The following is a 16,526-nucleotide window of genomic DNA, read 5'->3' as shown; positions in this document are numbered from 1 at the left end:
TAATTTGAATTTCACTTTAAAAAATATTAATCCGAAGATTAAGCTTTTTGTTAGTCTTGGAATTATAGCAATACTTATAGTTATAATACTAGATTTCTTTGATAAAGAATTCACCGTACATGATATTTTAGTTGAATTTCATGGTCTTATTTTCGATTTATTTGTTTTTGGAATAGTTCTCACAATTTATGATACTTACAGAGAAAAGAAAGAAAAAATAAAGTCAGATGAGAGGAAAAAAAATGAATTAATTGAGAGATATACTGAAGAAATAAATGATTACAGATTTTGGAAGAGTGAAGAAGCTCTTTATAGAACTAGAGGATTAGTAGAGCGTTTAATAAAAATAGGTGCAACTAACCTAGATTTGTCGCATTGTTATCTTTCTACCAATAATTCCTTAATGTTTAAGGATATGAAAAACTGGAAATTTTCAGGAGCTCAAATGAACGAATGTGCTTTTGCATTAAGTGATATGTCTAATACTGAGTTTTATCATACCCAGTTAATGGATGCTAATTTTAATCAAGTAGATTTATCAAATTCGAAGTTTAATTCTTCCATATTAATTAATACAAAATTTGAAAAATGCAACTTTGATAATGTTTGTTTGGATAGGGCGATTGTAGGTTCTGAAATGTGGTTTGAAATGTTGAAGAATAATGAGAACTTAGGAATAGAGTCATTAACGGATAAATACAAAATTGAGAAAAGACCAAACGTTGTAAATGATAACGAAATATATCAGATTGCTAAAAAGTAATAATCAAAAAAAGAATAGAACCTAGTTAATGCAAAAACTAAAACAAGCAAACCTATACAGAAGTGAACTCATTCCTGTGAGTGGAAAACTAGTGGAGCGCTACAACAAATGCTTGGTTAAACTTGGGTTTACAAAAACCAAACTCAAAACCTTCCATATAGATGGTATAGGGTGGAGCCCAGAAGTAGCCGAAGAAAAAGAGGATATCAACTATTTGAATAATGGAGAGGCTAATCCACATGGTATTATTATTTCGCCCCTTCAAAAAGAAAAGCCTGTGTATTTACCCTTTCACACATTTGATAGGGATATGATGAAGTATCTCTTTAAAATTCATGGTGTTAAGATTAAAGATATCACTAGAGACAGCGCAATATGTTTAGATTTTGACCAAGGGATTGATGCGTTTTATGAACCTTTAGACGTTCTAAAATATAATGAAGTTACCATTCATTTTCATTTGATTGATAACCTGGATAAGGTAAAAGAGGAGCAGTTACAACTTGTTGAAGAATTCAATAGAGGTAATAATTTCATCAGCGAAACCATGCATCAAAAACTATTGGATTCTGCTAAGGCTTATGGTGACTTGCGTCATCGTGATTTGGATTTGCATGAGTTACAATACACCCCAAATTCCTTTTATACCCGAGCTTTTGGTGGTGTTTATCTATTGCGGGATTTTATTGTACCTATCGCCATTTTTGAAGATGAGGAATGGCATAAGGAAGCTATAAAAGACACCACACATGATGTGTTGATTTATCACATTTCACAACCCGAGTTAATGGATAAACTGAGAAGTCATTCCATAATTGATTATGATTTAGAAAGCGATGTGAACACCGAGCGTTACAGTCGTATCAAAAAATTTGAACTATTTCAACATTTAAAAAAGACACAGCATCCCATAAAAGAGATTTTAGAGAACCCTATTCTATTTAAAAGTTATTTAAACAAGTTGGATATCAAATCTCGAAAAAAGGTAATGAGCGTAGAGCGTTATTTGGAAAAAATTGAAACCAGCAACCAATTCAAGATTGCCGATATTATAGATGATGAACTGTTTTTTGCATTGCACAAACCGCATTCATCTTTAGAACCTAAACATCAAGATTTAATTTGGAAACTTTTGGTAAATATTGCTCCGAAGGATGTATTGTTTTGGTATTGGTATGACAAACCAGATTTTTATAAATCTTTTGAAGCTTGGGACGATTCGTTTAAAGATTGGGTGGTGGAAACGATTAGTAACAATATTTAAGTTTTTTAGACTAATTTTATAAACTACTAGTTTGTCATTCCGCACTTGATGCGGAATCGAGGATAAATGAAAGGGAATTATCATCAATATTATGTATATCTTTTATCAAACAAGAAAACGGCACTTTATATATTGGAGTAACAAATGATTTGGAAAGAAAAATGTTTGAGCACAAGAATAAATTAGTTTCAGGATTTACAGCCAAATATGGATTAGATAAATTGATGTATTTTGAACAATTTCAATATGTAAATGATGCCATTAAAAGAGAAAAACAATTGAAGAATTGGAACAGGCAATGGAAAATTGATCTGATTGAAGAAGAAAATAGTAATTGGGAAGATTTATCTTCCGATTGGAATATTAATGGATTCCGCATCAAGTGCGGAATGACAAAAACGCTTAAACCATGGGCTTAGAACTTGTAATTTTTATTGCGGCAATTTTATTTGGCATTTTTATTTATTGGAGGGAATCTCAAGGCAATAGGCTGTATCGTTTTTTCAATAAAATCTTTAATAGTAAAGAGTTACAAATGAAGCCCACTGAAAAGAAAGGCTTTGTATTTAAACAAGCTTTTTTACCAAGATTGGTTTATGTGGTAGGGTTTTATTTGCTAATTGGATTAATTATTCAATTTCTATCACCGTTCCAAATTTTTACGAGTTACAATGGAATATCTGCATTTTCATCGATAGCAGTTGGTACTCTTATCGGTACTTATGTCGCGAATTTTGTTTTGAAATCTGGAAAAGTCATTGAAGAAAAAAGTGATGTGGTAGAAGATATGGTTCAAGATACCATAGAAAAAGGAAAAGACTTTATTGAAGATTTAAAAACTAAAGAGGCGGAAGACGTAGTGGAAATTCCAAAAAAAGAACCAAAGGGTGATGGTAAGACCGCTAGGGAACGCTTAAAAGATAAAGGATATTTAAAATGAAAAAATCAATAAATAAATTTCGTTACATATTAATAGTAATCTTTGGTGCTATTTTACTAATCAATCTTTTGAACTTAGATTATAGCACTGTTCCGAAATTTTTAGAAGGAGCAAATATAGTATCGCCTATTTTAATGATAATCGCAATGATTTTTAGTATAAGGCACGAAAACCGAAATAAAGAAAACCAAATATATTAATAAACCACAGCTACCCATACTGTGAGTTTCCTCCCTTTTGGGAGGATTAAGGAGGGCTTATTATGATAAAAAACTATTGGAACAAGGGCAAAAAACAAAAAACGATTACAATTATTGTTGGTTTAATAGTGCTCATCTCATTATTTGTTTTACGTGATGATTATCAACCAGCGTTGTTGTTTGTGCGCAAGTTTATTTTCGTGATTTTACTTAGTGGAATTATCTTGTTTTTTGGACTTCGAAAATTCAGAAGATCTGCTAGTACTGTTGGCAGGTTGGGAATTCTTGCAGTTTTAGCATTGTTTTTTGGCCTTTTATATGTGGTAGGTTGGCACTTTAAAATGTACGATTATATGAAAACGTACAATGTATTTAATCATTTAAATAAATTGGAAATCAACGAACTGCCGTTAACGCAAAATGAACGCATTCAACCTTTACGGAACATCTTCTCAATGGCGAATGAAAGTGTTGGAGAAACTAAAGATGTATCATTACCACATTTGGTTCGTATTGCAGATGAGAATAAATGGACGATGGCTATTCAACCCACCGAAAAATATGTTTGGCAAGGGATTACAGATAATACCGAAGAGGTTTTCGCAGTATCGAGTACAACACCGTTTCCTAGGTTTTCAAGTGAAAATAGAATTCCTGTAACATTTTCAATTGGAGAATCATTGAAATTCAGTAGAAACACCTATAATGCTGTAGTACAACGCTTTAATTTCTTCCAGTTATTTACTTTGGAGCCTAGCGACACTTATTACATGAAAAATGATAAAGGTGCTTGGGTGCAGGTGGTAAGCTTAATAAAATGGAAAGGCTTTTTATTTCCTTACCCAACCTTTGGCGGTGTAATGGTTATTGATAATGGTGAGCACGATTTTAGTGATTATATTGAGAGGATTTTGATTGGAAAGGGAACTTACATAAGTCCTAAAGAAATGAAAAATCATACTTATTTAACACGACAAAATACATTGGCAGAAAAAGTATCACGACTTCAGGCAGAATCCCTTAAGTTCTTAGGTGGTTTTAGCGATCCGTTGCCTTGGAATATGGAAACGGCGGTTAAAATTCCTGAAATGCCTAAAGACCAAAACCAACAACCTTATGTTACTGATTTTAATTTTTCTGAAACAGGAGAAGAAGCTTACAGCGGGCTATATCATTGGTTTGGTTTAGAACCAGTAGGAGATGAGCGCACTAGTTTAAGTTTTAGTGTTTTTGTGCCTGCGGATGGTACCGACAAATTATATTATTACAATCATGCATCTAAAAAACAAGGCTACGCAGGGGTTTCGGCAATGCCACTAAAAGTTAAAGAATCAAGAAAAGAGTACGATTGGACAGCGAATACGCCTGTGGAGTTTAGGCCATATATAAAAAATATTGCCAGTAGAAAACGTATGTTTTTTATGGGAACGGTATCTTCTATTAGTGATAAAAATGCGCAACAGTTTGATGGTGCCGCAACTCCAGATTTGGTTTTAATAGATAGCGAATACCGAGATGTAGTCTGGATAGATGTTAAACACCCTAGTCAATGGGATAAAACAGTTTACGATCAGTTAAATGAAGCCTGGAGAGCCAGTGAAGGTATTGGTTACTATTTTGCAGAGGAAAAAAGAGAAATTGACATTGCTGAATCGGTTAAAGATTCACTCAATAAGGCAATTCCTATGGATAGTGATAAAAATAAACTGCTTGACAAACTTCAAAGACAAATTGACTCGTTAAAATCGGTTACTAATTAGCAGTTTTGTTATCAAGTGAACAGTCTATGCGAGATATTAATCCTTTTTCGGTAAAATTTTTACAATCTAAGATTTAAGGTTAACTAATTTTATTTCAATGTGTTATGGTTTTTTGTTTAAACTATATTTTATTTATAAACATCTAAAAGATACACTATTGCGTATATTTATATGTAAGCAAAAACTAATAGATCTATTCTAAAAATCAAAAAGGACTTTTTTGCTAAAAGTCTTAGTATTAACACTAAAAAGACAATAATTATGGAAAATAAAAGCAACACAGGTTTAAAAGTGGCATTAGGTATAGCTTTGGTTTTATTTTTAGCTACTGGATTTTACACAATGAATTTGTACAAAGAAAGTAAGGATACCAAAAATGAACTAAGCGCCGAAAAAGAATTGGTAATGAATGATTTGAACGCTATGGCAAAGCAATACGATGAGGCCATCGCTGAAAATGACATCGCCAATAAGGATTTAATTGAGGCAAGAGACCGTATTCAAGGTTTAATAGATTCATTAAGAATTTCAGAAACTAATGTAAAGAGTTTATGGCGCTATAAAACAAAATACAGAAACCTTCAAAAGGAAATGGATGTTTTATTGGCTTTAAATGATTCACTTAAAATTGAAAATTCATATCTGGCAACCTCATTGGACAGCACACGCGTTAGGCTTGAAGAGCGTACTATGTTTACAGATTCATTATTAGTACAGAACACAGCACTTGCTGAAGTTGTAGAAAACGCATCGATTTTGAATACTGTTGATTTAAAAGGATTTGGTGTTATCGAAAGAACGTCAGGAAAACTAATTCCAACGGAAAGAGCCAGAAGAGCTGATAAAATTCGAGTTTGTTTTACAGTTGCCAAGAATCCATTGGTGCAAGCCGGAGATCAAGAATTATATGTTCAAGTGATTGACCCGAACAACAATATCTTAGGAGCTAATGAACAAGTGGCTTTTGATGAGAAAACTTTAAATTATAGTGTTGTAAGCAAGTTTAACTATGAAAGTGCTAACTTAAATGTTTGTGAGTTTGTAACTTCAAATGGGGATAGTGATTTTGAAAAAGGACGTTATGTTGTAAACGTATTTAATAAGAAAGACCTAGTATCAACGTCAGAGTTTACGTTGAAGTAGCGCTGGTAATCCTTAAAGAATAAAAGCCCGAAAGTCTTGACTTTTGGGCTTTTTTATTTTTAATGGGAAATTATAACCTTATGTAGAGTTTTTTTCTGTGTTTTGGAAACAAATTCTATATTGCGGTTACCAACCAACCCACATAACTCAATGTTTGATAATGATGAATTCTCAGACTCTTTTGGTCATATACCCGAAGAAGCTTTTTTAAAAATCAAGGGAATCTCGGAGTTTAAGAAATTTGAGCCTCACGTTCAATTGGATGAACTCGGAAAAGTACCCTCAAAATTGTATTTGCTAATATCAGGCGTAATGCGTTGCTACATTACCTCAGAATCAGGAAAAGAATTTAATAAGCGTTTCTTTTTTCCTATGAACTTTGCAGGTTCACTTACCGCTTTGATAAAGAATGCACCGTCCGAAGTTGTGTATGAAACTATTACAAAATGTAGCCTCTACGAAATTGATTATAAAGAGTTAAAACAGATGTGCGCTACTGATATAGTAATTAGCAATTTGTACACAGTTATTCTTGAAAAGGTTTTTATGAGGTACGAAAAGCGACAGCTAGAGCTTATTTCGCTAAATGCTTCACAACGCTATTTGAAACTTAAGGCGGACATACCAAATATTGATAAATTAGTACCCCAATATCACATAGCATCCTACTTAAGTATTACACCGGTTCAGTTGAGTAGAATAAGAAAAAAATTAAAAGAATCTCAGGATTAACAAATGTTAACCTCTATAACTTTTGATAATTATATATTTGTTGTGATATCTTCCAGATATTAAATTATAGGAGGATTAATAGCTAACCGACCAAAAAAAGCAGGTGTATAACCTGCTTTTTTTATATTGCTTTTATGGTATCCCTTATTTTAAGGAACCTACCATGTCCTCAGGTTTTACCCATTCGTCATATTCCTCAGCAGTAACATATCCAAGGTTTATAGCTTCTTCTTTAAGTGTTGTTCCATTTTTATGAGCGGTATTTGCAATTTCTGCAGCCTTGTAATACCCTATTTTTGTATTTAATGCTGTAACAAGCATTAAAGAATTGTTTAATAATTCTTTAATTACGGCATGGTTAGGTTCAATACCAATAGCACAGTTTTCATCAAAGCTTACACAAGCATCACCAATTAATTGGGCAGACTGTAATACGTTAGCAGCCATTACAGGTTTAAAAACATTAAGCTCATAATGTCCCTGTGTACCACCAACAGAAACAGTGACGTCATTACCAATTACTTGCGCGCAAACCATCGTTAGTGCTTCACACTGTGTTGGATTTACTTTTCCCGGCATAATTGAACTCCCAGGTTCATTTGCTGGAATAATAATCTCTCCAATTCCTGAACGAGGTCCAGACGCCATCATTCTAATGTCGTTTGCAATTTTATTTAAAGAAACAGCTAATTGTTTTAGGGCACCATGAGTTTCTACTAAAGCGTCATGTGCGGCTAAAGCTTCAAATTTATTTGGGGCGGTTACAAAAGGTAACCCTGTAAATTCTGCTATATATTCAGCAACGCGCTTACTGTAGCCTTTAGGCGTGTTTAACCCAGTTCCTACGGCTGTTCCACCTAAAGCTAATTCGCTTAAATGAGACAATGTATTTTCCAAGGCTTTCAATCCGTGGTCTAATTGAGCCACATAGCCAGAAAGTTCTTGTCCTAAAGTCAATGGAGTTGCATCCATTAAGTGGGTCCTACCGATTTTTACAACATCCTTAAATTCCTGTGATTTTTTATTTAAGGTATCCCGTAGTTGTTTTACACCTGGTATTGTAGTTTCTACAATTTTTTTGTATGCTGCAATATGCATCCCAGTAGGGAAGGTGTCATTCGAGGATTGCGATTTATTTACATCATCATTAGGTTGAATTGTTTTTTCACCCTCTCCTATAACTTTTCCAGCTATTTGATGTGCTCTGTTAGCAACTACTTCATTAACATTCATGTTACTTTGTGTGCCAGAACCTGTTTGCCAAATTACTAAAGGGAATTGCTCGTCATGTTTACCTTCCAAAATCTCGTCACAAACCTTAGCGATTAAATCACGTTTTTCTATATCTAAAACTCCTAATTCGCAATTGGTATATGCAGCGGCCTTCTTTAAGTATGCAAAACCATAAACAATTTCCAATGGCATTGAACCGCTGGGACCAATTTTAAAATTATTTCTGGAGCGTTCAGTTTGCGCGCCCCAAAGTTTATCAGCGGGTACTTTTACCTCGCCCATAGTATCTTTTTCTATTCTAAAACTCATTTCGATGGATATTATAAGTAAGCTACAAAGTTAGGTCTTTTCTAACGTTTATAATTATGATTTTTGTTAGTTTTTACGTCTGTTTTTTAACATTTAAATAACTAATTTCATGTTAATAAGAATCTAAAATCTATTAATTTAGTAGGAATAAAGTAAAATTAACATATACACACTAAAAATAAAATTATGGCAACAATTAGACTAGGAGATGAAGCTCCAAATTTTAATGCGAAAACCACTGAAGGTGACATTAATTTCCATGACTGGTTAGGAGACAGTTGGGGTATTTTATTTTCCCATCCAGCAGATTACACACCGGTTTGTACTACAGAATTAGGAACTGTAGCAAAATATAAAGAAGAGTTTGACAAGCGTAATGTGAAAGTTGTTGCACTGAGCGTTGATGGATTAGATTCTCATAAAGGTTGGATTGGGGATATTAACGAAACCCAAGGCACCATAGTAAACTTCCCAATAATTGCAGATGAAGATAGGAAGGTATCTGAACTCTATGATATGATTCATCCAAATGCTGACAGCAAACTAACGGTACGTTCAGTTTTTGTGATTGGTGATGATAAAAAAGTGAAATTAATCATTACATATCCCGCTTCAACAGGTAGAAATTTTGACGAATTGCTAAGGGTAATAGATTCTCTACAGCTTACTGCATACCATAAAGTAGCTACACCAGCAAACTGGAATAATGGGGAAGATGTGGTAGTATCTCCTGCTATAGCAACTGAAGACATACCGAGTATGTTTCCTAAAGGGCATAAGGTTGTAAAACCATATTTACGCACAACACCACAACCAAATTTAGACTAGTTAAAAAAACTGTTAATAATTTTTGGTTTAATATTGTAAAACAAAAGGCTTTGTAGTAACTTTGCCAAATATTAATTAAGACGTTTAAAATGTTATTCGAATTTGACCAGTATTTAGGATTTTTAGCTTTCTTAACAATTTTGACCATTGGATTTTGGTTAATGATTTTTTTGTTGACCTTTGTGATTCCTTATTGGATAGGAGGATCGTTAATTGAAAGATTAAAAGAAATTAGAGAAGAGAAAAAAGCGAAACGTCTGCAGAGTTAGACCAATTTAGAATAAGATAATATAAAAAAAGGAAGCATTTTGCTTCCTTTTTTTATTAGAATACTGTTCGAAAAACATCAAAGAATTTCATTAATACTTTCAGCAGGTCTACCAATGACTGCTTTATCGTTATTGATAACGATAGGTCTTTCAATTAATTTGGGATTTTGAATCATTGCAGAAATAATATCGTCTTTTGATAGTTCTTTGCCCTTGTAATCTGCTTTCCAGATGGCTTCGTTTTTTCTGACCAATTCAATAGGTTTGATACCTAAAAGATTAATAATTTTTTTTAGCTCTTCTTTTGAAGGTATATCCTCTAAATATTTAATAATCTGAAATTTCTTTCCAGAATCTTCTAATATCTGTAAACCTTCGCGCGACTTTCTGCATCTATTGTTGTGGTATATTTTTATCATGGTAGTTTAATGTTATATTTTTTTAATTCTGAAACTAGTAGTTCAGGTGTTTTAAAATGTATGCCATGTATTCCCATGTTTTTTGCAGTTTCAATATTCCGAACATTGTCATCTATAAAAATGGAATTTTCAGGTTGAATATTGAATCTTTTAAGCGTAATTTCAAAAATATCCTTATTGGGTTTCCTTGTTTTTTCTTCTCCCGAAACCACAATGCCCTCAAACCAACCTAAAAACTCAAATCGTTTTTGCGCAATAGGAAAGGTTTCACTGCTCCAGTTGGTCAATGCCACTACTTTATATTTTTCGGTTTTTATAAGGGTTTTTAAAATTTCAACTGTACCCTCTATGGCACCTCCAATCATGTTTTCCCATTCACCGTAGTACATTTTTATATAGTTTTCATATTGAGGAAACTTCTCAATCAAGTCTTCAGTGCCCGAGGATATCGGGTAACCTTCATCTTGGTTTTCATTCCAGTCCATGGTACAAATATTATTCAAAAACCACTTGGTTTTCTCTTTATCTCCTTGGAAAGCTTTTAAAAACACGTATTCAGGATTCCAATCGATAAGAACCCCGCCTAAATCAAAAATAACAGTATCTATGTTCATCATAATTGGCTATCATCTTCAACTTTTTGCCCCATCATCATTAGGTATGCCTTTAAAAAGGCATCAATATCTCCGTTCATTACTGCATCAACATTCCCTGTTTCATGAGACGTTCTTACATCTTTTACCAATTTATACGGGTGCATTACATAGTTTCTTATTTGGCTACCCCATTCAATTTTCATTTTGCTGGCCTCAATATCGTCTCGTTGGGATAATTGCTTTTGAAGCTCGATTTCATATAACTGAGATTTTAGCATTTGCATAGCTCTTGCTCTGTTATCATGTTGAGAACGTGTTTCTGAACATGAAATTTGAATCCCAGTTGGTTTATGGGTTAATTGCACCTTAGTTTCTACTTTATTAACATTTTGTCCGCCAGCGCCACTTGAACGCGCGGTCGTAATTTCAATATCGGCAGGGTTAATTTCAATCTCAATAGTATCATCTACCAGCGGATAGACATATACAGAGGCAAAACTAGTATGGCGTTTCGCGTTACTATCAAAAGGAGAGATGCGAACCAAACGATGTACGCCATTTTCTCCTTTTAACCAACCAAATGCAAAATCGCCTTCAATTTCAAGAGTAACCGTTTTTATTCCTGCAACATCGCCTTCTTGAAAGTTTAGTTCCTTTACTTTAAAGCCACTTTTTTCTGCATACATTAAATACATGCGCATTAGCATGCTGGCCCAATCACAACTCTCGGTGCCACCGGCACCTGCCGTAATTTGTAATACTGCACTAAGGCTATCTCCTTCCTCAGAAAGCATGTTTCTAAACTCAATGTCCTCTAGTAAGTTAGCTGCTTTTGCATAGCGGTTTTCTACATCTTCTTGGGTAGCCTCTTCTTCTTTAAAAAACTCGTATATAACTTCTAAATCTTCAACTAAAGTTTTTGCGGTATTGAAATCTTCAATCCACTTTTTCTTCACGCGAATTGATTTCATAATAATTTCCGCTGCTTTGGAATCGTTCCAAAAATAAGGGTCGAAGGTTTGCTCTTCTTCGTTTTGTATTTCTATAAGTTTGGCATCTATGTCAAAGATAGTGCCTTAGTTTGTCAAGGCGGGTATTAAGATCTTTAATCTGATCGGATGTTATCATAAGTTTTTTTATTTCAACAAAAATAGGATTATTAATTATCGACGAAAAATACTTGTAATATTTTTTTAGATTTGAGTAATAAATTTTTCAAACTTCAAATAATGACGATAGACTTAAGAAGTGACACGGTTACAAAACCTTCTAAGAAAATGTTAAAAGCAATGTTAACAGCAGAGGTGGGCGATGATGTTTTTAGGGAAGATGTAACCATAAATGAATTAGAAACCGCAGTTGCAAAAATGTTTGGTAAAGAAAATGCATTGTTTTTTCCTAGTGGAACTATGGCAAACCAAACTGCAATAAAGTTACACACGCAACCTGGAGACCAAGTAATTTGCGATAAGTATGCACATATTTATAATTATGAATCTGGCGGTGTGGCATTTAATAGCGGTGTTTCGTGCAATTTAATTGATGGAGAACGGGGGATGTTTACTGCAGAACAGGTAAAAGATGCCATAAACCCTGATGCCTATTATTACAGCAAAACAAGTTTAGTTGAAATTGAGAATACGACTAACAAAGGTGGCGGAGCTTGTTGGGGTTTCAATGAAATCTTAAAAATTAAGCAGGTATGTAAAGAAAACAATTTAGGATTCCATTTAGACGGTGCGCGCTTGTGGAATGCTCTTGTTGTAAAAAACGAAACGGCTCAACAATATGGACAGGTATTTGATACTATTTCGGTTTGTTTTAGTAAAGGCTTGGGTTGCCCTGTAGGTTCAGTATTGGTTGGGAACCACGAAATAATGAAGGATGCTATCAGGATACGAAAAGTATTTGGAGGTAATATGCGGCAAGCAGGCTATTTGGCAGCAGCAGCTCTTTACGCATTGGATAATAATATTGAAAGATTAAGAGAAGATCACCAAAAAGCAAAAGAAATAGGAGAGGTGTTAAGTGCACTTTCAGTTGTGAAGCGTGTAGAACCAATTGAAACCAATATCATCATTTTCGAATTGAATTCAGATATTGATGAAAACCAATTTATCCAAAAATTGAAAGCGCATAACATATTAATAATTGGAATGGGAGGAGGTAAACTGCGTATGGTAACGCATTTAGACTATACCGACGCAATGCATCAAAAGCTATTGAATTTCATTAAAACTTTTTAATTTCGGGTACTTTTATTTAAACAAGTCCATTCCAGGAATATTCGGCATGCCCTCTTTTGCCACAGCAGCAAGTTCGGTCTCGTTTACCTTAGTTGCTTTTTCTATAGCTTTATTTAATGTGATTATTAAATAATCTTCCAATTGCTCTTTGTCTTCTAAAAGGGTGTCATCAATTTCAATAGATTTTATAGTTCTATTGGCAGTCAGCGTCACTTTAACTTTGCCATCATTACTTTTTTCATCTACCAATACCGTGTCTAAACGCTTTTTTGTTTCTTCTACTTTTTTCTGGGTTTCTTTTAGTTTTCCCATCATATTCATCATATCTCCAAACATAGTATTCTTGTTTAATAAACATATTTAGAGCAAAACTATTAAAATACATGGTATTTTTGATTTAAAAATTGTTAAAGTGAAAAAACAACTTATAATTGTCATCTTAAGCCTTATTTTTGCTTCTTCTTGTAAAGATGACGGACCGATGAAAAACACCTTAGGTATTGTAACACCACCTGTTGCAAGCAAAAAACCAAAAAAGCTTACCATACACAACGATACTAGAATAGATAACTACTACTGGTTGAATCAAAGAGAGGATACCGAGGTTTTAGACTATTTGAATGCCGAAAACGCTTATACCAAAACGATGATGAAGCACACAGAGGGTTTTCAGAAATCGTTATTTGAAGAAATGAAGGCAAGGATTAAAGAGAATGATACTTCTGTGCCTTATAAACTCAATGGCTATTGGTACATTACAAGATTTGAGACAGGAAAGGATTATCCCATTTATGCAAGGAAAAAGGAAAACTTAGAGGCTGAAGAAGAAATAATGTTTGATTGCAATGCAATGGCAAAACAACATGCGTATTTCAAACTGGGCGGTATTGCGATTAGTACTAACAATACTATGGCGGCATTTTCAACAGATATTGTAAGTAGAAGACAATACACTATCAGAATAAAAAATTTAAAAACAGGCGAGATTTACAAGGACGAAATTAAAAACACAACAGGCAGTATAACATGGGCAAACGATAATAAAACGTTCTTCTACACCAAAAAGGACGAGATCACACTTAGGTCTTATAAAATATTTAAACATGTTTTAGGAACAAATACTACTGAGGACGTTGAAGTATATCATGAAGCGGATGAAACCTTTAATACTTATATATATAAGACAAAATCCAAAAAATATTTAGTAATAGGTGCATCCAGTACGCTATCAACTGAATATCGTATTCTTGATGCTGATACACCAAATGGTGAGTTTGAAATATTTCAAAAGCGAATAAGGGATTTGGAATATTCTATTGCACATTTTCAGGGTTACTTTTATATAGTTACAAACGCTGATACGTCTACAAATTTTAAAGTATGTAAAACCCCTGAAGACAGAACTTCCAAAGAGAACTGGATAGATATTATTCCGCATCGCAATAATGTTTTAATCGAAGATATTGAGATTTTCAAAGATTATTTAGTGATTAACGAACGTGAAAACGGATTGAATAACATCCGAATTATCAATTGGGATGGTAAAGAGGATTACTATTTACCTTTTGATAATGAAACTTATAATGCTTATATAGGCAATAATCCAGACTTTCAGAGCGAAACACTTCGTTACGGATATAATTCTCTAACAACACCTAGTTCTATTATTGATTACAATTTCAGTACAAAAACGAAAGATATAAAGAAAGAACAAGAGGTTTTAGGCGGTAAGTTTAAAAAAGAGAATTATGAATCTCAGCGTATTTGGGCGAAAGCAAGAGATGGTGCGATGGTTCCTATGTCCATAGTATATAAAAAAGGCCTTAAGTTAGATAGTTCTAACCCAGTACTGCAATATGCTTATGGCTCTTATGGTTCCACTATAGACCCCACGTTTTCGAGTATAAGATTAAGTATGTTGGATAGGGGTTTTATTTACGCCATTAGTCATGTTAGGGGTGGTGAGTATTTGGGTAGAGATTGGTACGAAAATGGCAAGCTACTTTTTAAGAAAAATACTTTTACTGATTTTATAGATTGCTCAAAACACTTAATTGCCAAGGGCTATACTTCCGAAAAACATCTTTATGCTTATGGTGGTTCAGCGGGAGGTTTATTGATTGGTGCTATAATAAATATGAATCCAGAGCTATATAACGGGGTTTTAGCTGCGGTTCCATTTGTAGATGTTGTTACCACAATGCTCGATGATAGTATCCCATTAACTACTGGAGAATATGATGAATGGGGAAATCCTAATAATATTGATTTCTATAACTACATGAAAACGTATTCTCCGTACGATAATGTTGTAGCCCAAAATTACCCCAATATGCTTGTTACTACAGGTTTACACGATTCTCAAGTGCAATATTGGGAACCTGCCAAATGGGTAGCAAAATTACGAGATTTAAAAACGGATAGTAATACATTGCTATTACATGTTGATATGGATTCAGGTCATGGCGGTGCCTCAGGAAGGTTTGAGAGTTTAAAGGAAGTAGCGTTGGAATACGCATTTTTACTTGATTTAGAAGAGATTAGGCACTAAAAAAAAAATTCCTTATTTTTGCCAAGTTTAAGTCATCTTTTTGATTTCAAATCGAATTGTTGATAAATTACATTTATGAAACAACAAAATAAAGTTTTTGACAATGTATTAGATTTAGTAGGCAACACTCCGCTTGTTAAGCTTAATCGAATCACTTCAAAGCTAAAAGGAAAGTTTTACGCCAAGGTAGAATCTTTCAACCCTGGCCAATCTTCAAAAGATAGAATAGCACTTTACATTATAGAGCAAGCTGAAAAGCAAGGGATATTAAAACCAGGAGATACAATTATAGAAACAACATCTGGAAACACAGGTTTTAGTTTAGCTATGGTGAGTATCATTAAAGGGTATGATTGTATTCTTGCGGTAAGTTCTAAATCTTCGGCAGATAAAATTGATATGCTAAAAACCATGGGGGCAAAAGTTTATGTTTGTCCTGCTCATGTAAGTGCTGATGACCCTCGTTCGTATTATCAGGTAGCAAAGCGATTACATGATGAAATGAAGGGCTCTGTATACATAAACCAGTATTTCAACCAGTTGAACATTGATGCGCATTATGCATCCACTGGTCCAGAAATTTGGGAACAGACAGAGGGTAAAATAACACATTTGGTTGCCTGTAGTGGTACTGGAGGAACAATATCGGGTACTGCAAAGTATTTAAAGGAGCAAAATCCTAATATTAAAATTATAGGTGTTGATGCTTTTGGTTCTGTGATTAAAAAATATCATGAAACGCGCGAATTTGATGAAAAAGAAATCTACCCATACCGTATTGAAGGTTTAGGTAAAAACTTAATACCAGCAGCCACGGATTTTGATACCATTGACGAGTTTGTAAAAGTGAATGATGAGGATAGTGCCCACACTGCAAGAGAAATCGCCAAAACAGAAGGTATGTTTGTGGGGTATACGTCAGGAGCTGCTATTCAGGCGATAAAGCAAATGGGAGAAGAAAAAAGATTTAAAAAGGAAGATTTGGTTGTTGTTATTTTCCCTGATCATGGTTCAAGATATATGAGTAAAGTGTACTGTGATAAATGGATGAACGATCAAGGATTTTTTGATAGCATTCATGAAGAAGCTTCGCAATCAATTCAATACATAAAATAACAAGTAATTACATACTTTTTAGAGAAATGGTTTTTTGTTTTATCGCAAAAAACCATTTCTTTTTTTATTTTGTCAATAATTGAAGGGCAAAAATTGTGCATAAACCAGATAAATATTTAATTTTGCAGCAACTAACTAGGAACTTAAAACTTCATGT

General features: G+C 33.8%; 17 protein-coding genes. 12 read left to right on the top strand and 5 right to left on the bottom strand.

Going from position 1 to position 16,526, the window contains the following annotated elements:
• Window positions 1-4 precede the first annotated feature (4 nt).
• The 7 genes from AC1B0Z_RS04190 to AC1B0Z_RS04160 all read left to right on the top strand — a co-directional run bounded on the left by AC1B0Z_RS04190 (window position 5) and on the right by AC1B0Z_RS04160 (window position 6,802).
• Window positions 5-763, top strand: a complete 759-nt coding sequence (locus AC1B0Z_RS04190) for a pentapeptide repeat-containing protein (protein ID WP_483794299.1) — start codon at window positions 5-7, stop codon at window positions 761-763.
• A gap of 28 nt (window positions 764-791) precedes the next feature.
• Window positions 792-2,027: a DUF6638 family protein gene (locus AC1B0Z_RS04185; RefSeq protein WP_483794298.1), complete on the top strand. Its 1,236-nt coding sequence runs from the start codon at window positions 792-794 to the stop codon at window positions 2,025-2,027.
• Between the two features lie 161 nt (window positions 2,028-2,188).
• Window positions 2,189-2,446: a GIY-YIG nuclease family protein gene (locus AC1B0Z_RS04180; protein ID WP_483794297.1), complete on the top strand. Its 258-nt coding sequence runs from the start codon at window positions 2,189-2,191 to the stop codon at window positions 2,444-2,446.
• Entirely contained in the window at window positions 2,437-2,967 is a 531-nt protein-coding gene (locus AC1B0Z_RS04175) for a hypothetical protein (RefSeq protein ID WP_483794296.1), read from the top strand. The genes AC1B0Z_RS04180 and AC1B0Z_RS04175 overlap by 10 nt, the downstream gene beginning before the upstream one ends.
• A gap of 262 nt (window positions 2,968-3,229) precedes the next feature.
• Window positions 3,230-4,927 (top strand): hypothetical protein, encoded by a 1,698-nt coding sequence (locus AC1B0Z_RS04170; RefSeq protein ID WP_483794295.1) that lies wholly within the window; start codon window positions 3,230-3,232, stop codon window positions 4,925-4,927.
• Between the two features lie 261 nt (window positions 4,928-5,188).
• Window positions 5,189-6,070: a chromosome partitioning protein ParA gene (locus AC1B0Z_RS04165; protein WP_483794294.1), complete on the top strand. Its 882-nt coding sequence runs from the start codon at window positions 5,189-5,191 to the stop codon at window positions 6,068-6,070.
• Window positions 6,071-6,220: 150 nt separating this feature from the next.
• Window positions 6,221-6,802, top strand: coding sequence for a Crp/Fnr family transcriptional regulator (locus AC1B0Z_RS04160; RefSeq protein ID WP_483794293.1), 582 nt, complete (start codon window positions 6,221-6,223; stop codon window positions 6,800-6,802).
• Between the two features lie 144 nt (window positions 6,803-6,946).
• On the opposite strand, the gene fumC is transcribed toward AC1B0Z_RS04160, so the two are convergent.
• A complete protein-coding gene (gene fumC, locus AC1B0Z_RS04155) occupies window positions 6,947-8,344 on the bottom strand; it encodes a class II fumarate hydratase (RefSeq protein WP_483794292.1) in 1,398 nt (465 codons plus the stop codon).
• Window positions 8,345-8,530: 186 nt separating this feature from the next.
• Between fumC and AC1B0Z_RS04150 the strand changes: the two genes are divergently transcribed.
• Together AC1B0Z_RS04150 and AC1B0Z_RS04145 are read left to right on the top strand one after the other, a co-directional pair.
• Window positions 8,531-9,172 (top strand): peroxiredoxin, encoded by a 642-nt coding sequence (locus AC1B0Z_RS04150; RefSeq protein WP_483794291.1) that lies wholly within the window; start codon window positions 8,531-8,533, stop codon window positions 9,170-9,172.
• A gap of 89 nt (window positions 9,173-9,261) precedes the next feature.
• Window positions 9,262-9,441 carry a hypothetical protein gene (locus AC1B0Z_RS04145; RefSeq protein WP_092578595.1) on the top strand — a complete coding sequence of 60 codons (180 nt, stop codon included), beginning with the start codon at window positions 9,262-9,264 and terminating at the stop codon, window positions 9,439-9,441.
• Window positions 9,442-9,518: 77 nt separating this feature from the next.
• Here the strand turns inward: AC1B0Z_RS04145 and arsC are convergent, their stop codons facing one another.
• From arsC to prfB, 3 genes are all read right to left on the bottom strand, one after another.
• Window positions 9,519-9,860, bottom strand: coding sequence for an arsenate reductase (glutaredoxin) (arsC, locus tag AC1B0Z_RS04140; RefSeq protein WP_483794290.1), 342 nt, complete (start codon window positions 9,858-9,860; stop codon window positions 9,519-9,521).
• Window positions 9,857-10,477, bottom strand: coding sequence for an HAD family hydrolase (locus tag AC1B0Z_RS04135; RefSeq protein ID WP_483794289.1), 621 nt, complete (start codon window positions 10,475-10,477; stop codon window positions 9,857-9,859). Before AC1B0Z_RS04135 ends, arsC begins: the two co-directional genes overlap by 4 nt.
• A protein-coding gene (gene prfB, locus AC1B0Z_RS04130) for a peptide chain release factor 2 (protein WP_483794288.1) occupies window positions 10,474-11,584 on the bottom strand; the annotation gives its coding sequence in 2 pieces (ribosomal slippage) (window positions 10,474-11,520 and window positions 11,522-11,584; 1,110 coding nt in all). The genes AC1B0Z_RS04135 and prfB overlap by 4 nt, the downstream gene beginning before the upstream one ends.
• Before the next feature lie 101 nt (window positions 11,585-11,685).
• On the opposite strand from prfB, the gene AC1B0Z_RS04125 reads away from it, so the two are divergent.
• A complete protein-coding gene (locus AC1B0Z_RS04125; protein WP_483794287.1) occupies window positions 11,686-12,702 on the top strand; it encodes a threonine aldolase family protein in 1,017 nt (338 codons plus the stop codon).
• 12 nt (window positions 12,703-12,714) lie between these two features.
• Here the strand turns inward: AC1B0Z_RS04125 and AC1B0Z_RS04120 are convergent, their stop codons facing one another.
• Window positions 12,715-13,038, bottom strand: a complete 324-nt coding sequence (locus AC1B0Z_RS04120; protein ID WP_483794286.1) for a YbaB/EbfC family nucleoid-associated protein — start codon at window positions 13,036-13,038, stop codon at window positions 12,715-12,717.
• Between the two features lie 145 nt (window positions 13,039-13,183).
• On the opposite strand from AC1B0Z_RS04120, the gene AC1B0Z_RS04115 reads away from it, so the two are divergent.
• Window positions 13,184-15,253 carry a S9 family peptidase gene (locus tag AC1B0Z_RS04115; RefSeq protein WP_483795239.1) on the top strand — a complete coding sequence of 690 codons (2,070 nt, stop codon included), beginning with the start codon at window positions 13,184-13,186 and terminating at the stop codon, window positions 15,251-15,253.
• A 75-nt stretch (window positions 15,254-15,328) separates the two neighbouring features.
• Window positions 15,329-16,369, top strand: coding sequence for a cysteate synthase (gene capA, locus AC1B0Z_RS04110; protein ID WP_483794285.1), 1,041 nt, complete (start codon window positions 15,329-15,331; stop codon window positions 16,367-16,369).
• Window positions 16,370-16,526: the final 157 nt, after the last annotated feature.

The sequence above is a fragment of the Hyunsoonleella sp. J2K-J805 genome (genome assembly GCF_057167125.1).
This window is presented reverse-complemented; position numbering and strand designations above follow the sequence as displayed.

Bases quoted from the DNA above. Each gene is read 5' to 3' on its own strand.
- AC1B0Z_RS04135 (WP_483794289.1), bottom strand. From the start codon at position 10,477: ATGATGAACATAGATACTGTTATTTTTGATTTAGGCGGGGTTCTTATC.
- AC1B0Z_RS04150 (WP_483794291.1), top strand. From the start codon at position 8,531: ATGGCAACAATTAGACTAGGAGATGAAGCTCCAAATTTTAATGCGAAA.
- AC1B0Z_RS04115 (WP_483795239.1), top strand. From the start codon at position 13,184: ATGAAAAACACCTTAGGTATTGTAACACCACCTGTTGCAAGCAAAAAA.
- capA (WP_483794285.1), top strand. From the start codon at position 15,329: ATGAAACAACAAAATAAAGTTTTTGACAATGTATTAGATTTAGTAGGC.
- AC1B0Z_RS04145 (WP_092578595.1), top strand. From the start codon at position 9,262: ATGTTATTCGAATTTGACCAGTATTTAGGATTTTTAGCTTTCTTAACA.
- AC1B0Z_RS04120 (WP_483794286.1), bottom strand. From the start codon at position 13,038: ATGTTTGGAGATATGATGAATATGATGGGAAAACTAAAAGAAACCCAG.
- arsC (WP_483794290.1), bottom strand. From the start codon at position 9,860: ATGATAAAAATATACCACAACAATAGATGCAGAAAGTCGCGCGAAGGT.
- fumC (WP_483794292.1), bottom strand. From the start codon at position 8,344: ATGAGTTTTAGAATAGAAAAAGATACTATGGGCGAGGTAAAAGTACCC.
- AC1B0Z_RS04185 (WP_483794298.1), top strand. From the start codon at position 792: ATGCAAAAACTAAAACAAGCAAACCTATACAGAAGTGAACTCATTCCT.
- AC1B0Z_RS04170 (WP_483794295.1), top strand. From the start codon at position 3,230: ATGATAAAAAACTATTGGAACAAGGGCAAAAAACAAAAAACGATTACA.
- AC1B0Z_RS04125 (WP_483794287.1), top strand. From the start codon at position 11,686: ATGACGATAGACTTAAGAAGTGACACGGTTACAAAACCTTCTAAGAAA.
- AC1B0Z_RS04165 (WP_483794294.1), top strand. From the start codon at position 5,189: ATGGAAAATAAAAGCAACACAGGTTTAAAAGTGGCATTAGGTATAGCT.
- AC1B0Z_RS04180 (WP_483794297.1), top strand. From the start codon at position 2,189: ATGTTTGAGCACAAGAATAAATTAGTTTCAGGATTTACAGCCAAATAT.
- AC1B0Z_RS04175 (WP_483794296.1), top strand. From the start codon at position 2,437: ATGGGCTTAGAACTTGTAATTTTTATTGCGGCAATTTTATTTGGCATT.
- AC1B0Z_RS04160 (WP_483794293.1), top strand. From the start codon at position 6,221: ATGTTTGATAATGATGAATTCTCAGACTCTTTTGGTCATATACCCGAA.